The organism is Phycisphaerales bacterium, from assembly GCA_035627955.1.
Lineage (GTDB): Bacteria > Planctomycetota > Phycisphaerae > Phycisphaerales > UBA1924 > JAEYTB01.
This window is the reverse complement of the sequence record DASPKU010000013.1, coordinates 161,386-174,748: the sequence shown is the minus strand read 5'-3', so window position 1 is coordinate 174,748 and position 13,363 is coordinate 161,386. Positions and strand designations below refer to the sequence as shown.

The 13,363-nt window shown below is 68.8% G+C and carries 13 protein-coding genes; 5 read left to right on the top strand and 8 right to left on the bottom strand.

Annotated features, from left to right (window positions below; genetic code table 11):
* Window positions 1–44 precede the first annotated feature (44 nt).
* The 3 genes from VD997_11845 to VD997_11835 all read left to right on the top strand — a co-directional run bounded on the left by VD997_11845 (window position 45) and on the right by VD997_11835 (window position 3,385).
* On the top strand, window positions 45–1,547 hold the full coding sequence (locus tag VD997_11845) for a hypothetical protein (GenBank protein HYE62679.1): 1,503 nt from the start codon (window positions 45–47) through the stop codon (window positions 1,545–1,547).
* Window positions 1,548–1,727: 180 nt separating this feature from the next.
* Window positions 1,728–2,573, top strand: coding sequence for a 6-phosphogluconolactonase (locus VD997_11840; GenBank protein HYE62678.1), 846 nt, complete (start codon window positions 1,728–1,730; stop codon window positions 2,571–2,573).
* 20 nt (window positions 2,574–2,593) lie between these two features.
* The gene (locus VD997_11835; protein HYE62677.1) at window positions 2,594–3,385 is read left to right on the top strand and encodes an RluA family pseudouridine synthase; all 792 of its coding nucleotides are present in this window, start codon (window positions 2,594–2,596) and stop codon (window positions 3,383–3,385) included.
* Window positions 3,386–3,415: 30 nt separating this feature from the next.
* Here the strand turns inward: VD997_11835 and hemW are convergent, their stop codons facing one another.
* Complete coding sequence (hemW, locus tag VD997_11830; GenBank protein HYE62676.1) at window positions 3,416–4,696, bottom strand: radical SAM family heme chaperone HemW; 1,281 nt, start codon at window positions 4,694–4,696, stop codon at window positions 3,416–3,418.
* Between the two features lie 56 nt (window positions 4,697–4,752).
* Between hemW and VD997_11825 the strand changes: the two genes are divergently transcribed.
* Window positions 4,753–5,271: an FHA domain-containing protein gene (locus VD997_11825; GenBank protein HYE62675.1), complete on the top strand. Its 519-nt coding sequence runs from the start codon at window positions 4,753–4,755 to the stop codon at window positions 5,269–5,271.
* A gap of 89 nt (window positions 5,272–5,360) precedes the next feature.
* On the opposite strand, the gene VD997_11820 is transcribed toward VD997_11825, so the two are convergent.
* The 6 genes from VD997_11820 to VD997_11795 form a co-directional block, all read right to left on the bottom strand.
* Window positions 5,361–7,772 carry a prolyl oligopeptidase family serine peptidase gene (locus VD997_11820; protein HYE62674.1) on the bottom strand — a complete coding sequence of 804 codons (2,412 nt, stop codon included), beginning with the start codon at window positions 7,770–7,772 and terminating at the stop codon, window positions 5,361–5,363.
* Window positions 7,773–7,808: 36 nt separating this feature from the next.
* Window positions 7,809–9,041 carry a PP2C family protein-serine/threonine phosphatase gene (locus VD997_11815; GenBank protein HYE62673.1) on the bottom strand — a complete coding sequence of 411 codons (1,233 nt, stop codon included), beginning with the start codon at window positions 9,039–9,041 and terminating at the stop codon, window positions 7,809–7,811.
* A gap of 60 nt (window positions 9,042–9,101) precedes the next feature.
* Window positions 9,102–9,674: a DUF192 domain-containing protein gene (locus VD997_11810; protein ID HYE62672.1), complete on the bottom strand. Its 573-nt coding sequence runs from the start codon at window positions 9,672–9,674 to the stop codon at window positions 9,102–9,104.
* A complete protein-coding gene (locus VD997_11805) occupies window positions 9,650–10,618 on the bottom strand; it encodes a glutamate--tRNA ligase family protein (protein HYE62671.1) in 969 nt (322 codons plus the stop codon). The genes VD997_11810 and VD997_11805 overlap by 25 nt, the downstream gene beginning before the upstream one ends.
* A gap of 91 nt (window positions 10,619–10,709) precedes the next feature.
* A complete protein-coding gene (locus VD997_11800; protein ID HYE62670.1) occupies window positions 10,710–11,327 on the bottom strand; it encodes a group 1 truncated hemoglobin in 618 nt (205 codons plus the stop codon).
* Window positions 11,324–12,466, bottom strand: coding sequence for a DUF748 domain-containing protein (locus tag VD997_11795; protein ID HYE62669.1), 1,143 nt, complete (start codon window positions 12,464–12,466; stop codon window positions 11,324–11,326). Before VD997_11795 ends, VD997_11800 begins: the two co-directional genes overlap by 4 nt.
* 120 nt (window positions 12,467–12,586) lie before the next feature.
* On the opposite strand from VD997_11795, the gene VD997_11790 reads away from it, so the two are divergent.
* A complete protein-coding gene (locus VD997_11790; GenBank protein ID HYE62668.1) occupies window positions 12,587–12,874 on the top strand; it encodes a 4a-hydroxytetrahydrobiopterin dehydratase in 288 nt (95 codons plus the stop codon).
* Between the two features lie 50 nt (window positions 12,875–12,924).
* Here the strand turns inward: VD997_11790 and VD997_11785 are convergent, their stop codons facing one another.
* The gene (locus tag VD997_11785; protein ID HYE62667.1) at window positions 12,925–13,275 is read right to left on the bottom strand and encodes an STAS domain-containing protein; all 351 of its coding nucleotides are present in this window, start codon (window positions 13,273–13,275) and stop codon (window positions 12,925–12,927) included.
* Window positions 13,276–13,363 lie beyond the last annotated feature (88 nt).

Genomic DNA, 13,363 nt, shown 5'->3' with positions numbered 1-13,363 from the left:
CGCGCGGCTGGGGGGCGCGCGGGCTCCCCTCTGGAGATCCTCCCATGCTGCGGGCGGTGGTTCTCAGCGTGGTGGCGCTCGCCTCGGCGGTGCAGGCGCAGGTGGACACCAATGCCCCGGTGTACCAGGACGGCTCACGGCTGCGGCGGATGGGGTGGGCGGTCCATGATTACGCGGAAAAAAACGGCGGGCAGATGCCGCCGGACCTGGCTGCGCTGGCGACGGTGATCGCGCCGGCGGGGGAGGAGTTCGGCGAGACGGTGCGGAAGCGGTTCCTCGCGCCCGGGGTGCCCGTGCCGGAGGTGCCGGAGGGTGTCACGCCGGCGTGGATCAATCAGAACTCGTCGTACCGGTACCTGGGGCGCGGGGACCTGAAGCTGGATGATCTGCCGTGGTGGCATGACCTGGCCATTGCCCACCTGAAGCTGGACCACCCGCACCGCGATGCCGAGGGCAATGAGTTGTTCACGGTGGTCATGCTGGACGGGTCGGTGTCGATGATCACCAGCAGGCGTGACGCGGAGGCGCTGATCGAACGGTCGCGGCAGGTCGTCGAGGCGGTGGCGACGGGGGGGCCGCTGCCGGAGTACTTCGAGGTAATGGCGGATATGCGGATGATCCATGACGCCGCGCACGCGTACGCGAAGGCGAACGGGGATGAGCTGCCGGGCGACCTGGGAGCGCTGCTGACGTACGTGCCCGAAACCAAGCGGAGCAAGACGTTGCGGCAGAAGGCGGGGGCGTTTCTGCCGCCGCGGGTTGAGCGGAATCTGCATGTTCCGGAGGAGCCGACGGCGGAGTGGGTGAACCGGCACGCGGGGTACGTGTACCTGGGCGCGGCGGGGGTGAAGCTGTCGCAGATCGACTTTTTCGAGGGGCCTGTGCTGGCGATGACGCGCCCGGAGGACAGCGTGACGCCGCCGGGGAGTGCGGAGGCGTGGGCGGTGCTGGCGCGGGCGCGGGGGGTGGAGAAGGCCACCACCGAGTGCGTCGCGTGGGCGGTGCCGTACACGAAGCAGGTGATGGACGCGGCGCGGGGGAAGGGGCCGTGGCCGGACCTGGCGCATGCGCTGCGGGACCTCAAGTTCATCGGGATGGCGCTGGAGGCGTGTGTGCAGGCGCGGCAGGGGGAGTACCCGGCGGACCTTGGGGCGCTGCTGGAGTACCTGCCGGAGGAGGCGGGGGCGACTGCGGCGGAGCGGGCGCGGGTGTTCGTGTCGCCGCGGGTGGAGCGGGTGACGGCGCCGCCGGCTGACCTGGCGGAGGCGGATGCGCCGGAGTGGGTGCGGAAGCATGCGAGCTATGTGAGCCTGATCCCGGCGGGGATGAAGCACGCTCAGGTGCGGCGGCGGGAGGGGCCGGCGCACGTGTACGTGCATGCGCCGCCGGGCGAAGAGTACATGGTCGTGCGCAGCACCATGCACGAGGCTGAGGCGAGAGGAGCGGCCCTGACGTGGGGGTGGGCGACGGCGTATCAACCGGAGCACCTGGCTTCGGAGATCGAGCGGACGAAGAAGGACCTGGCGGAGTTGAGGGCGAAGCCGTGAGGGTTTGAACGCGAAGGACGCGAAAGGGAGCGAAGGCGCGAAGGCTTCTACTGCGGGGTGACGCGGAGGGGGCGGAGTTTCGCGGTGGATGAGGATGCTGGGTGCATGTGAGGGGATGCGGGCTTCGCTGGCCAGCTGGTGCGGCTCGCTTTCATGCGGACGCGCGCCCACAATGAGGCGGTGAGCCCCGATGCTGAACAGGGCGACTTCTACGACCTGGTGCCCTCGGCCAGTGCGACGCTGCCCCGGCTGACGGGGGGGGTGGTGCACCGGCCGGACCACGACACCCTGATCGACGCGCTGCTGGCGGAGCTGTCGATTCATGCGCGGAACTGCATCCGGGCATTCGGGGACTTCCAGTTCGCGGTGTCGGCGACGGAGGAGGTGGAGCCGTTCCTGCGGCGGCTGATGTACGACCTCAACCACCGCGAGTTTCCGTGGGCGCGGACGCGGGTGTGGAGCGTGGATGAGGTGCTGGCGTCGGACGAGGAGGACACGCGGGCGGCGCGGCTGCGGGGGCTGATCCTGGACCAGTCGGGGCTGCCGCCGGAGCAGTTTCATGCGCTGCGGCTGACCGCGCCGGTGAGCGAGGGGATCGCGGCGTACGAGGCGGAACTGCGGCAGCACCTGGGGTGGCGGGAGAAGGGGCACGACCGGCTGGACTTCGCGCTGCTGACGCTGAGCCCGACGGGGGGCGTGGCGGGGTTTGAGTGGCTGGAGGAGGCGCCGCCGGCGGACGACACGCGCCTGGTGCACGAGGTCAATCAGCAGGCGTCGGCTTGCGGGGATGATGGGAGTGTGCCCCGGCGGCCGGTGCCGTGCGTGTCGATGTCGATGGCGTTCCTGAACGCGTCGCGGATGATCGCGGTGATCGCGGCGGGGGAGTCGCGCCGCGCGGCGGTGGCGCGAATGGCGGAGGCGGTGCGGCGGCGACGGCGCGAGCTGGCGGCGCCGGCGCTGTACCTTTCGCCGATGGCGGGGGAGCTTCGGTTTTACCTTGACAACGCGGCGTGCCCGACGCCCTGATATCTGCTGATAGGGAGCGCATGCCGAGCTATTCGATCCAGCCCAACCCCGACGTGACCTTCAAGGTGCGGTACCAGGACGAGCACGTCGTGGTGGTGCTCAAGCCCGCGCGGGTGGTGACGGCGCCGGGGCTGGGGCACGAGACGGACTCGCTGCTCAACGCGATGTTCGCGTTGCACGGGCAGCAGCTGCAGTCGCTGGGGAAGGACCGGGACTTCGGGCTGCTGCACCGGCTGGACAAGGACACCAGCGGGCTGGTGATGATCGCGCTGACGAAGGACGCGTACGACCGGCTGCGGGCGGTGTTCGAGCAGCGTGAGGTGGCGAAGTACTACTGGGCAGTAACGAAAAACCGGCCCAACGGCGACATGGGCGTGATCCGTAAGCCGATCGTGGAGTACGAGGGCAGGGTGAAGGGCGACTCGCGGCTGAAGAAGCTGGCGCGGGTGTCGAGCGCGGGGAAGCCGGCGGTGACGGCGTGGCGGGTGATCGATTCGTCGCACGCGGCGACGCTGCTGGAATGCCGCGCGGTGACGGGGCGGCTGCACCAGCTGCGCGTGCACCTGGACTCGATCAACTGCCCGATCCTGGGAGATGAGTTCTATGGGCCTGCGAACCTGCGGCATGTGTCGACGCGGCTGGCGCTGCACGCGCACCGGATCACGTTCCCGCACCCGGTGACCGGGGAGAAGGTGGATGTGAAGACGAGTTGGCCGCAGGACCTGAAGGGGCTGTTGAAGATGATGCGGCTGAAGAGGCCGGATCTGGAGCCCGCACCCGGGAAAGAGGACGCGCCCGTGCCTGAGGAGTAGGTCTTCGAGGTCCTCGAAGTCGTCGAGGACCTATATGGAGCGCATGAGTTCCGCGGCGATGGTGTCGGCGATGAGGAAGCCGTCGTCGGTGAGACGCCAGCGGTTGGCGGTGTCGGTGAGGTTGCCCTGTGCGATCTGGCGGGCGGCGGCGCGGGTGAGGGCGTCGGGGGTGGTGGGTGAAATGTGCGCGGCGTCGCGGAGGGTGCGGGCGGTGTCGAGGCCCTCGGCGGTGCGGAGGCCCGTCATGATCCGCTCGCGGAGGTTGCGGCGGGGGTCGGCGTCTTCGACGTCCATGACGGGGGCGAAGCCGCTCGTGTCGGAGTTGAGGTAGTCGTCCAGGCGCGGGAGGTTCTTCCAGCGGTAGCCGTTCATGTGGCCGCTGGCGGAGGGGCCGGCGGCGAGCCAGTTGTGCTGACGCCAGTAGGCGAGGTTGTGGCGGCACTCGTCGCCGGGCTTGGCGAAGTTTGAGACCTCGTAGCGCTCGAGGCCCGCGGCCCGGAGCATCTCGAGGGTGCGGATGAACATGTCGGCGTCGAGGTCTTCGTCGGTGCGGGCGAACTCGCCGCGGGAGAGGCGGGCGGTCATGGCGGTGCCGGGCTCGTAGGTGAGGGAGTAGCAGGAGAGGTGGGTGGTGGCGGCGGAGAGGGCGGTGGTGAGGTCATGCTCCCACTCGGGGAGGGTCTGGCCGGGGACGCCCCAGATGAGGTCGAGGGACTGGCGTGGGATGCCCGCCTCGCGGGCGAGCTCGATGGCTCGGAAGACCTTTTCGGGGTCGTGCCAGCGCTCAAGCGTTTTGAGGTGGCGTGACTCGAAGCTTTGGGCGCCGATGGAGACGCGGTTGACCCCCCCACTGCTACCCCCATCGGCCAGGATGGCGAAGAGCTCGGGGGTGGCGGTCTCGGGGTTGCACTCGACGGTGAACTCGAGATGGGGTGTAAGGGCGAAGGTGCTGCGGATCGCACCCAGCAGCTTGACCCACAGGTCGGGGCGGAGCAGGGTGGGGGTGCCGCCGCCGATGAAGATGGTGCCGAGGGGGCCGGCGAAGGGGGCGAGGGCGGCGAGCTCGCGGGTCAGGCGGTCGACGAAGGGGGCCTGGCGGTCCTGGGTGTCCACGATGCTGTAAAAGTCGCAGTAGTGGCACTTGTGGAAACAAAAGGGCACATGGATGTACAAGGAAGTGGCGGGGGAGGTGGGGGCGTGGCCCTCGCCTGCGGCCGGGGAAGCCCGGCGCAGGACGCCCCCGGCATCCCCCCCGGGGGTGCCGAAACGCTGCTGAAGGACGGGAATCCGGGTATGGCCGCTCAACTCCACATGGTAGAATGGGTTACCGCGGCCTACGGGTCAGTGGGGTACAGGAGCGCGCGGATATGAACGCATCACTCGTGCTGGTCCGTGAAGATGGCAAGCAGCAGGAGGTCCCGCTGAAGCGTCAGGCCATTGTCGGGCGGCAGACGGACTGCACGATCCGCATCCCCGATTCGGGCATCTCGCGCCACCACTGCGAGCTGACGCTGGGCGACGGCAAGGTGATGCTGCGGGACTTGGGGTCGTCCAACGGGACGTACGTGAACCGCGTGAAGGTGACGCAGGCGGAGCTGGGGGCCGGGGACCTGATCTCGATCGGGAACCTGGTGTTCGTGGTGAAGATCGACGGCTCGCCGGCGGTGATTGACGCCGAGGAGGCGTGGGACGAGGGTGCGGTGCCGATCGCCTCCGCGGCGACGAAGCCGGCGGCTGCGAAGCCGGCGGCGCCTGCCGCACCGGCGAAGCAGGGGACGGCGGCGCAGCCCGCGAAGCGGCCGCTCGTGGACCCGGGGGATTCGTCGGTGGCGGACTTCGACTTCCTTGATGAGGATGAGGACATCAAGAAGCAGCCGAAGCTCTGAAAGGCAAAGGGCAAAGGGCAAATAGCAAAGGGCAAATTGGAGCGGTGCTCTGATTTGCCCTTTGCCATTTGCACCTTTGCGATTTTGGCTTACTCGACGATCTCGCCGACTTGCCAGTCGTTGGTGAAGAAGCCCGCGGCTTTGACGCCGCCGAGGCCCTTGTCGAAGACGTCGCTTGAGAAGACGGTCCAGTCGGGGTAGCCGACGCCGGAGCCGAAGTAGCCGATGCGGTCGGCGGCGCGGCAGCCCTTGATGCCCGTGGGCGCGACGACGCCGACGACGGCGGTGTCGGAGTCTGCACGCGGGCGGATGAACATGGCGACGAGGTCGTCGGCGGCGAAGTCGCGGTTGCCGACCACGATCCCTTCGCGTGAGACTCGGATGGGTGAGTCGGGGAGCAGGCGCGACCATGCGGCGTTGGTTTCCATGTTGCCGTAGAGGAGCACGTTGCGGTCGCGGTAGGCGGCGGGGTCGAAGTCGGTGTCGGGGATGATGTCGAAGGCGCCGTTGGCGCGGTACTGCCAGGTCTCGGCGTCGTAGCGGGCCTTGCTCAGGGCCCAGGTTTTCTCGGCGTCGTCGCCGCGGGTGGCGTAGACGAGGACGACGCGGTTGCCGATCGCCTGCTTCCAGCCGCTGCTGCGACGGGGGTTCTTGTCGGCAGCGCGGAGCGGGGTCGCGAGCTTCCAGGTGTCGCCGGACTTGGCGAGCTCGACGGCGGTGGTGTCGGCGTCGGGGGTGATGTCGAGCTCGCCGCCGGGGTGCTTGAAGTAGACCGAGCCCTTGCCGCCGGCGATGCTCGCGAGGTGGGCGAGGTCGAGGCGGAGGCGGGCGACGTTGTCGGACTTCTTGAGCTCGAAGGTGCGGCGCGAGCGGTCGAGGTCGATGAGGATGGTCGAGAAGTCGCCCATGACTTCCTGCTGCTGGATGGTGGCCCAGCGGCAGGAGGCGGAGACGGCGGGGTTGGCGGTGGTGAACTCGATGCGGTCGGTCTGCTCGTTGGTCTTGAGGCGGTGGTGCCTGAAGAACTCGAAGATGGGGTCCCAGTCGACGCACTCGTTGCCCCACCAGTGGCCCGCGCCGGGACGCTCGTAGTAGGCGAAGTCGGCGTGGTACTTGGCCAGGTGCTCGCGCATGGTGCGGGCCTGGGTGACGGGGACGTTGTCGTCGGCATCGCCGTGGAGGATGTAGATGCCCTGCATCAGGTAGTTGCGGCTGAGCTTGAGGGTGTCGCTGGTGTTCATGGAGCGGCGGAAGAGCGATTCGAGGGGCGTGGGGTTGTCGCTTTCGCGGGCGCCCGCGTAGGACCAGAAGGAGATCCAGCCGGCGCTGGGGGCGATGGCGGCGAAGCGGTCGGGGAAGAGGGCGCCAAACTGCCATGTGCCGTGACCGCCCATGGAGTGGCCGGTGAGGTAGATGCGGGAGGGGTCGGGCTTGAGCGCGCGGGTGGCGTGCTCGAGGACCTCAAGGCCGTCGGCGCGGCCCCAGTCTTCCCAGTCAAAGCCGAAGGGGCGGCGGTTGGTGGGGGCGACGATGTCGAGGTCGGGCTTGCTGCGGTAGGCCTCTGCCTGGTTGGTGGCCTGCACGCTGGCGCCGTGGAGGGAGAGGACGAGGCCGTTGGGGGCGTCTTTTTCGGTGGCGGGGTTGATGCAGTAGTACTGCACGCTGCCGTCGATGCCGCTGATGAAGGTGACCTTGCGGACCTGCGCGGGCGTGCGCACGCGGAGCTTGACGCGGGTCTCGGGCGTGCTGCCGGCGGGGAGGTTGGGGCCGGTGAGGGAGATGCGGTACTCAACCTCGCCGGGCTGCGCGAGGGGCGCGGGCGTGAAGGAGACCGGCACCTTGCGGGTGCTCATGGGCGGGATGGGCGGGAGGGCGGTGCTGGTGGCGGCGCCCTCGCAGGCGACGCCGGCGGTGAGGTTGCGCTGCCACGCGCCGGTCGCGTTAATGATGACGAGGCCGCCGATGACGGGGTCGCCCGAGCCCTGCACGAGGTCGGAGAGCGTGGGGTCGCCCAGGTCGATGAAGACGGGCGCGGCGGGCTCGGCGAGGCGGAGGCTGAGGCGGCCGCGCCCGCTGTGGGCGAGGATTTCGTTGCGGCCCTTGTGCACCAGGACGGGGATGCGGGTGAAGGCGTGCTCGTAGGGGTCGCCGGCGCGGGGCTCGGAGTTGAAGTAGACCATGCCGCTGCCGGGGGCCTCGAGGATCATGACCTTCTCGGCGGAACTGTCGACGGTGGCGAATGCGTAGCCGCCAATGAGGGCGCGGTCCTGGAACTGGCCGTCGAGGGCGGTGAGGGCCTTCCACTCCTTGCCGGCGAAGGAGTCTCCGGCGCTGGGGGCGCGGAAGTCACCGCGGACGAGAGCGCCCTGCACGGCGTCGGCGCGGAAGGGGGCGCGCCCGCCCGCGGATGTTGGCGGGAGGACGAGGACTTCGGTGATGGTGAGGTCGGCGTTGAGCTCGGGGGAGAGGGCGAGCGCGCAGGAGAGCAGCAGCGTGAGCATGGGGGACAGGGTACCCGATGCCGAGTGACGCGAGTGCTAGGCGGCGAGGCGCTTCTGGGCCGCGGCGGCGCGGGCGCTGATGACGAGGGCGGTGATGTCGTCGGCCTGGTGCAGGGAGCCGGACTGCTCGTCGAGCAGGCCGTCGAGCTCGGCAACACACTGGTTGAGGTCGCGGTCTCCGCCGATGAGGCGTGTGAGCTCGCGGAGGTAGGTTCGGCCGGCCCATTCCACTTCTTCCTCGTCGCGCTCGGGGAACATGGCCTCGAAGCCGTCGGTGTAGAGGAGGAGGGTGTCGCCCTCGCCGAGCTCGAAGCGGGCCTGGGTGAACTCGGCGCCGGGGAAGACCCCGAGGAGCGGGCCCTCGGTCTTGACCTCCATCGCGCCCGAGCGGGAGACGCGGACGGGCCAGGGGTGGCCGGCGCCGGCGACGCGGACCTCGCCGGTGTGGCCGTTGACGACGCCGTAGAGGGCGGTGGCGAAGCGGCCGGAGCCCAGGCAGCTGGCGCAGAGGCGCTCGTTGAGTTGCCGCAGCACCTCGGCGGGCTCGAGGACCTTGCCGGCTTCGGTGGTGTTGAGGCTGCTGGTGAGGACCATGGTGAGGAGCGCGGCGGGCACGCCGTGCCCTACGGCGTCGGCCATGAAGAACGCGGCCATGCCATCGCCGAGGCTGCGGACGTTGTAGATATCGCCACTGACGAAGTTAACCGGGCGGAAGAGCACGCCGAACTCCAGACCATCGACGCGCGGGAGGGGCGCGGAGGTGAACTCGCGCTGCACGGCCGCGGCGAGGTGGAGCTCCTCGTGGATGCGGTCCATCTGCGAGCGGATGCCGCCCTGGCAGCGCTGGGCGATGGCGACCTCGCGGGCGAGGGCGTCGACGGCGCCTTGGCGCTCGCAGAGGGCGTAGAGCATGGAGGCGAGGGCGCGGGGGTCGGCGTCGTGGCTGTCGAAGATGATGCCGTGGCGCTGGAAGGAACGCCACACCGCGGGGTCGGGGACGAGGCAGATGCCGGGGAGGTGGGCGGCGCCGAGCGCCTCGAAGAAGCGGTCGATCGTGCGGGCGGACTCGGAGGGGCCGAACACGGCGAGCACGCAGCCGAAGCCGGCGGTGTTGCCGTTCTTTTCAAGCATGTCCACGAGGGCGTCGGAGCCGACCGCGCGGAAGTCGGGGGCCTCGCCGGGCCAGGCGGCTTCGACGGGCGCGACCCACCGCTGGCGGGCTCCCGCGGTGTTTCCGGACGTAGCGAAGCAGACGGCGTGGCGACCCATGCGGTCTGTATCGGCCGGTCGTGGGGGCGACTGAACGCGGGGTCGGCGGGAGCGGGCGGATTACTTGGCGAGCTTCTTGAGCTTGTCGATCTCGAGCTTGATCTTGTCGCCCTTCTCGAGCTTGAGCTCGTCAAGGGTGTTGCCCTTGAGCTCGATGACGAACTGGGTGTCGAACTCGCTGGGGTACTTCTTGAGGCGGGCCTCGTACTTCTCGTTGACGCCGGTCTTAGGGTCGTTCTCTTTTTCGCCCTCGCCGCGGGCGTCCTCGACGGTCATCTTGTAGGTGTTGACGACGCTGCCGCGGGCGTCGAGGTAGATGATGTCGATGGGGACGAGGCAGTCGCGCATCACGAAGGACGTGGTGATCGGGCGGGGGAAGACGAAGAGCATGCCGCCGTCGGGGGGGATCTCGGTGCGGCCGCTGAGACCCTTGAAGCGGCTGGCGTCGTCGGCGACCAGGTCGAGCTTGAAGGTCTTGCCCTTGATGGTGACTTCCTGGGTCTTGGGCACTTCGGTCTTCTTGTCGCCGCCCGTGGCGTTGGCCTTGGCGTGGTCATCGCAGCCGGCGAGGGGCAGGGCGGCCGCGGCGGTCAGGAGGCCGGCGGTGATCAGCGTGCGCGTCCAAGTAGCCATGCCTCGTGCTCCGGTAGGAAGGTGACGGGTTCCCGGGGAATGGTACGAAGGTCGAGCCGGTCGCGGAACTCCGCGGCGGTGGTCTCCTTGAGCGGCAGGCCGCACCAGGAGGCGATGAGGCCGACCACCCGCTCGGGCGTGACCCCCCGGGCGCGGTAGGTGTCGAGGCGCGTGTCGCCGTGGCGCTTGGCGAGGCGGCGGCCGTCGGGGCCTTTGACGAGGGGGAGGTGGGTGTAGGTGGGCTCGGGGGCGAGGCCGAGGGCGCGGTAGAGGAGGAGCTGGCGGGCGGCAGATTCGAGGAGGTCGTCGCCGCGGATGATGTGGGTGATGCCCTGACGGGCATCGTCGACAACGACAGCGAGTTGGTAGCTGGGCTGGCCGGGCTTGTCCGGTTCGCGGCGGGTCCAGACGACGAAGTCGCCGATGGTGCGCGAGGGGTCGAAGGACTGCGGGCCGGCGAAGCTGTCTTGGTAGGTGACGTTGAGCTCAGGGGTGACGAAGCGCCAGCTGGAGGCGTCGTCGGTGAACAGGCGCGGGCGGGTAGCGGGTCGGAGGGAGGCGGGGAAGACGAGCTCGTGCGAACCTTCCTGCGGGGCGGAGGCCGCGGTTTCGATCTCGCGTCGGGTGAGGTCGCTGGGGTAGATGAGCCCCTCGCGGGCGAGGGTGTGCATGGCGGCGTGGTAGGGGGCGAGGTCGGCGGACTGGATGAGGGGGCCGGCGTCCCAGTCGATGCCAAGCCAGCGGAGGAGGTCGATGGTGAGGTCGATGACGCCGGGCTTGATGCGCGGCGTGTCGAGGTCCTCGACGCGGAGGACGATGCGCCAGCCCTGCTGGCGCGCAACGGCCCAGTTCACGAGGAAGGTGCGGGCGTTGCCGAGGTGGAGGGCGCCGGTGGGCGAGGGGGCGAGGCGGGTGGTCTCTGGTTGTGAGCGGGGCGCGGTCACGGGCGGAGCGTAAGCGCGTCGTCGGGAGGTTCGCTAACGCGTCGGTGCTGCGACTGCTTTCCGGTTTCCGCTTTCCGGTTTCCGGTTCCGCTCAGTCGTTCTCCCCGACGATCTCCTTGCGGGTGGTCTCGAAGATGGCGATGAGCTCCTTCTGCTCCTGACGGGCGATGCCGAGGCGCTCCATGGAGGTCTTGATGTCGCCGATCATGGCGTCGAACTCGCTGTTGGTGATCTTCATGCCGTCGTGCACGGTGCCCATGTCGCGGCCCTGGTAGGTGGCGGGGCCGCCCGCAGCGAGGGAGATGAACTCGACCATGCGGTCCTTGAAGTGCTGCACGTTCTGGGCATTGGGGTCCCAGGGGTCGATGTCGCCCTTGAGCAGGCCACCGTCGACGTTCTGGCGGGAGAAGTTGACGCGCGGGTCGTTGACGACGCGGGTGGTCATGTCGTCGACGAGGCGGCGGATGCCGGCCTGGCCCCCGAGGCGCTCAAACAGGGTGGCGTTGCGCTTCTCGCCGTCCTTGCCGTTCTTCTTCTTGTCGTCACGGTCGTTGTCGGTGCTGCCCACGCGCATCTCGGCGCGCTGATCGGCCTCGGGGTCGCCCGACCCCGCGGGCTCGTCGCCCTCGGTGCTCTGGCCCCAGCCGCAGCCGCCGAGGGTGAGGGCGAGCAGGCCGGCGGCGCACAGGTTCATCCAGTGGGTCTTCATTCGCTGTCTCCTTCCGTGTTCCTGGTGCTGGGCGCGACCTTGCCCTCGATCCGGGGCAGGTAGGCCCGCACGAATGCGTTCCTCAGCACGTTTCCGATGATTTCCAGCACGCTGGTCTTGGGGTCTTCGATGTCGCCCTCGATGGTCACTCGCGTGCCGAACTGGTCACGCGGCTGGTTGGTGAGCAGCTCCCCCACTGTTCCCACCAGCGCCTCCCAGAAGAACTCGAGGGGGTTGTCTTCCTTCGCGTCCTTGAGGCTGATGACCTGCACGTTGCGGAAGAGGGGCTTCAGGTAGCCGTCGATGTAGCCGTCCCTGGTGGCGAACTCGATGACGAGGTCGAAGCGGCCGCCCTCGAAGTCGAACTCGCCGTAGGCCTGGGCCAGGTCGTTGAGCTGGTTGACGTCCACGTTGAGGACGCGGGTGGCCACTTCCAAGTGGGGGCGGTAGGACGAGGGGTCCATCGACATGTCGAGCTCGAAGGTGCCGCCCATTGCCTCGGCGCTCGCCTTGAGCGTGGCCATGAGCGGGTCGGTCTTGTTCTCGATGTTGGTGAGGTTCTTGAGCTCGGCCTGGACCTTCGTGAGGTTGACGTCGACGTTGGGCTCTTTGTGGAAGGCCTGGAAGGAGACGGTGCCGTCGACCACCTTGGCGCTGTCGATGCGGAAGGGGTAGAGGTCCTGGATGATGGCGAGCCAGGGCTGGCCGGCGCCGGTCTGGTCGTCCTCCTCGGTCTCGCCGTCGACGAAGTTGAGGCGGGGCTTGATCATCGTGATCTCGCCGCGGAGGGCGCCCTGCTTCCAGAGGGCCTCGTAGTCGAGGGAGAAGTCCACGCGGTCGCCCTCGAAGAAGGGGACGGGGACGCGGTGGGTGGTCTTGACGATCTTGAGGTCGTTGATGGAGTAGGCACCGCGGAGGAGGTGCACGTCGATCTCCCCGACGCGCCCGTCGTAGTCGGGGCTGCGGTCGATGGTGTCGTTGACGTAGCGCTGGAGCCACCAGGGGAGGGCGAGGCGCGCGGCCACGAGCAGAACGACGAGCACGACGAGCGTGGGCAGGATGGCGCGGCGGAGCCGGTGCCGCTTGCGCGGCGTTTGGCGCTTGGGCGCGTTCGCCACCATGGGGCCGTCCTGGCGCATTCACCATCAGGGTGCCACGCCCGGGCCCAGCACGCGTGAACCGCCCCTGAATGGGCGTGATCCCTACACTCGGACGCCGATTAGGCCGCGCCCACACATCTCGCGGGCCCGAGGACACCCATGGACAAGCTCACCGACGGACAGATTACCGAGGCCCTGAAGCAGACGCCCGAGTGGGCCCTGGTGGGCGAGGCCATCCAGCGGACGTACCAGTTCAAGGACTTCAAGGCGTCCATCCGGTTCGTGACGGCGGTGGCCGACGCGGCGGAGGACGACCAGCACCACCCCGACATCCTGATCCGCTACAACCGCGTGACGCTGACGCTGGCGACGCACGACGCGGGCGGGATCACAGAGAAGGACTTTGCCCTGGCGAAGAAGGCGGATGGGTTCGCGGGGAGGCTGTGAGAGGAATAGGACTCATAGGAGTCATGGGACTCATATGAGGGCGCGCGCCGTCAGCGGCCCTTTTCTTCTTCGATCTGGATCCCGGCGAGGGCGGTCATGGGGTCTGGAGCGAAGCGGAAGACCTTGTCGAGGCCGGTGATCAGGAAAACGGACCAGAGGTCGTCCTTGACCGAGCAGAGCTTGAGCAGCTTCTTGTGCTCGGCGAGCTGCTTGCGGAGACGGAGCAGCTGCGCGAGGTTGGAGCTGTTGACGTAGCTCACGGCCGCGAAGTTGAGGACGACGTGGGGGACGTGGTCCTGGTGCTCGTTGATGCGCTGGGAGATGGCGGCGAGCTCCTCGGAGAGGGCGGGCTCGTCGGAGAGTTCGGTGATGACGATGTTGTCGGACCAGTCGGTGGACATCGGCTGACTTCCAGTGCGGGGGCGCTCAGAGTACCAAGGCCGGCGTGACCAGTACGAGCGGGGATCGCCCGGTGTTCCCGTGGGCGTT

What these genes read in the sequence shown, in the direction of transcription:
- VD997_11790 (HYE62668.1), top strand. Translation starts at nt 12,587, where the DNA reads ATGGACAAGCTCACCGACGGACAGATTACCGAGGCCCTGAAGCAGACG.
- VD997_11785 (HYE62667.1), bottom strand. Translation starts at nt 13,275, where the DNA reads ATGTCCACCGACTGGTCCGACAACATCGTCATCACCGAACTCTCCGAC.
- VD997_11815 (HYE62673.1), bottom strand. Translation starts at nt 9,041, where the DNA reads ATGGGTCGCCACGCCGTCTGCTTCGCTACGTCCGGAAACACCGCGGGA.
- VD997_11795 (HYE62669.1), bottom strand. Translation starts at nt 12,466, where the DNA reads ATGCGCCAGGACGGCCCCATGGTGGCGAACGCGCCCAAGCGCCAAACG.
- VD997_11825 (HYE62675.1), top strand. Translation starts at nt 4,753, where the DNA reads ATGAACGCATCACTCGTGCTGGTCCGTGAAGATGGCAAGCAGCAGGAG.
- VD997_11835 (HYE62677.1), top strand. Translation starts at nt 2,594, where the DNA reads ATGCCGAGCTATTCGATCCAGCCCAACCCCGACGTGACCTTCAAGGTG.
- VD997_11800 (HYE62670.1), bottom strand. Translation starts at nt 11,327, where the DNA reads ATGAAGACCCACTGGATGAACCTGTGCGCCGCCGGCCTGCTCGCCCTC.
- VD997_11845 (HYE62679.1), top strand. Translation starts at nt 45, where the DNA reads ATGCTGCGGGCGGTGGTTCTCAGCGTGGTGGCGCTCGCCTCGGCGGTG.
- VD997_11810 (HYE62672.1), bottom strand. Translation starts at nt 9,674, where the DNA reads ATGGCTACTTGGACGCGCACGCTGATCACCGCCGGCCTCCTGACCGCC.
- VD997_11820 (HYE62674.1), bottom strand. Translation starts at nt 7,772, where the DNA reads ATGCTCACGCTGCTGCTCTCCTGCGCGCTCGCCCTCTCCCCCGAGCTC.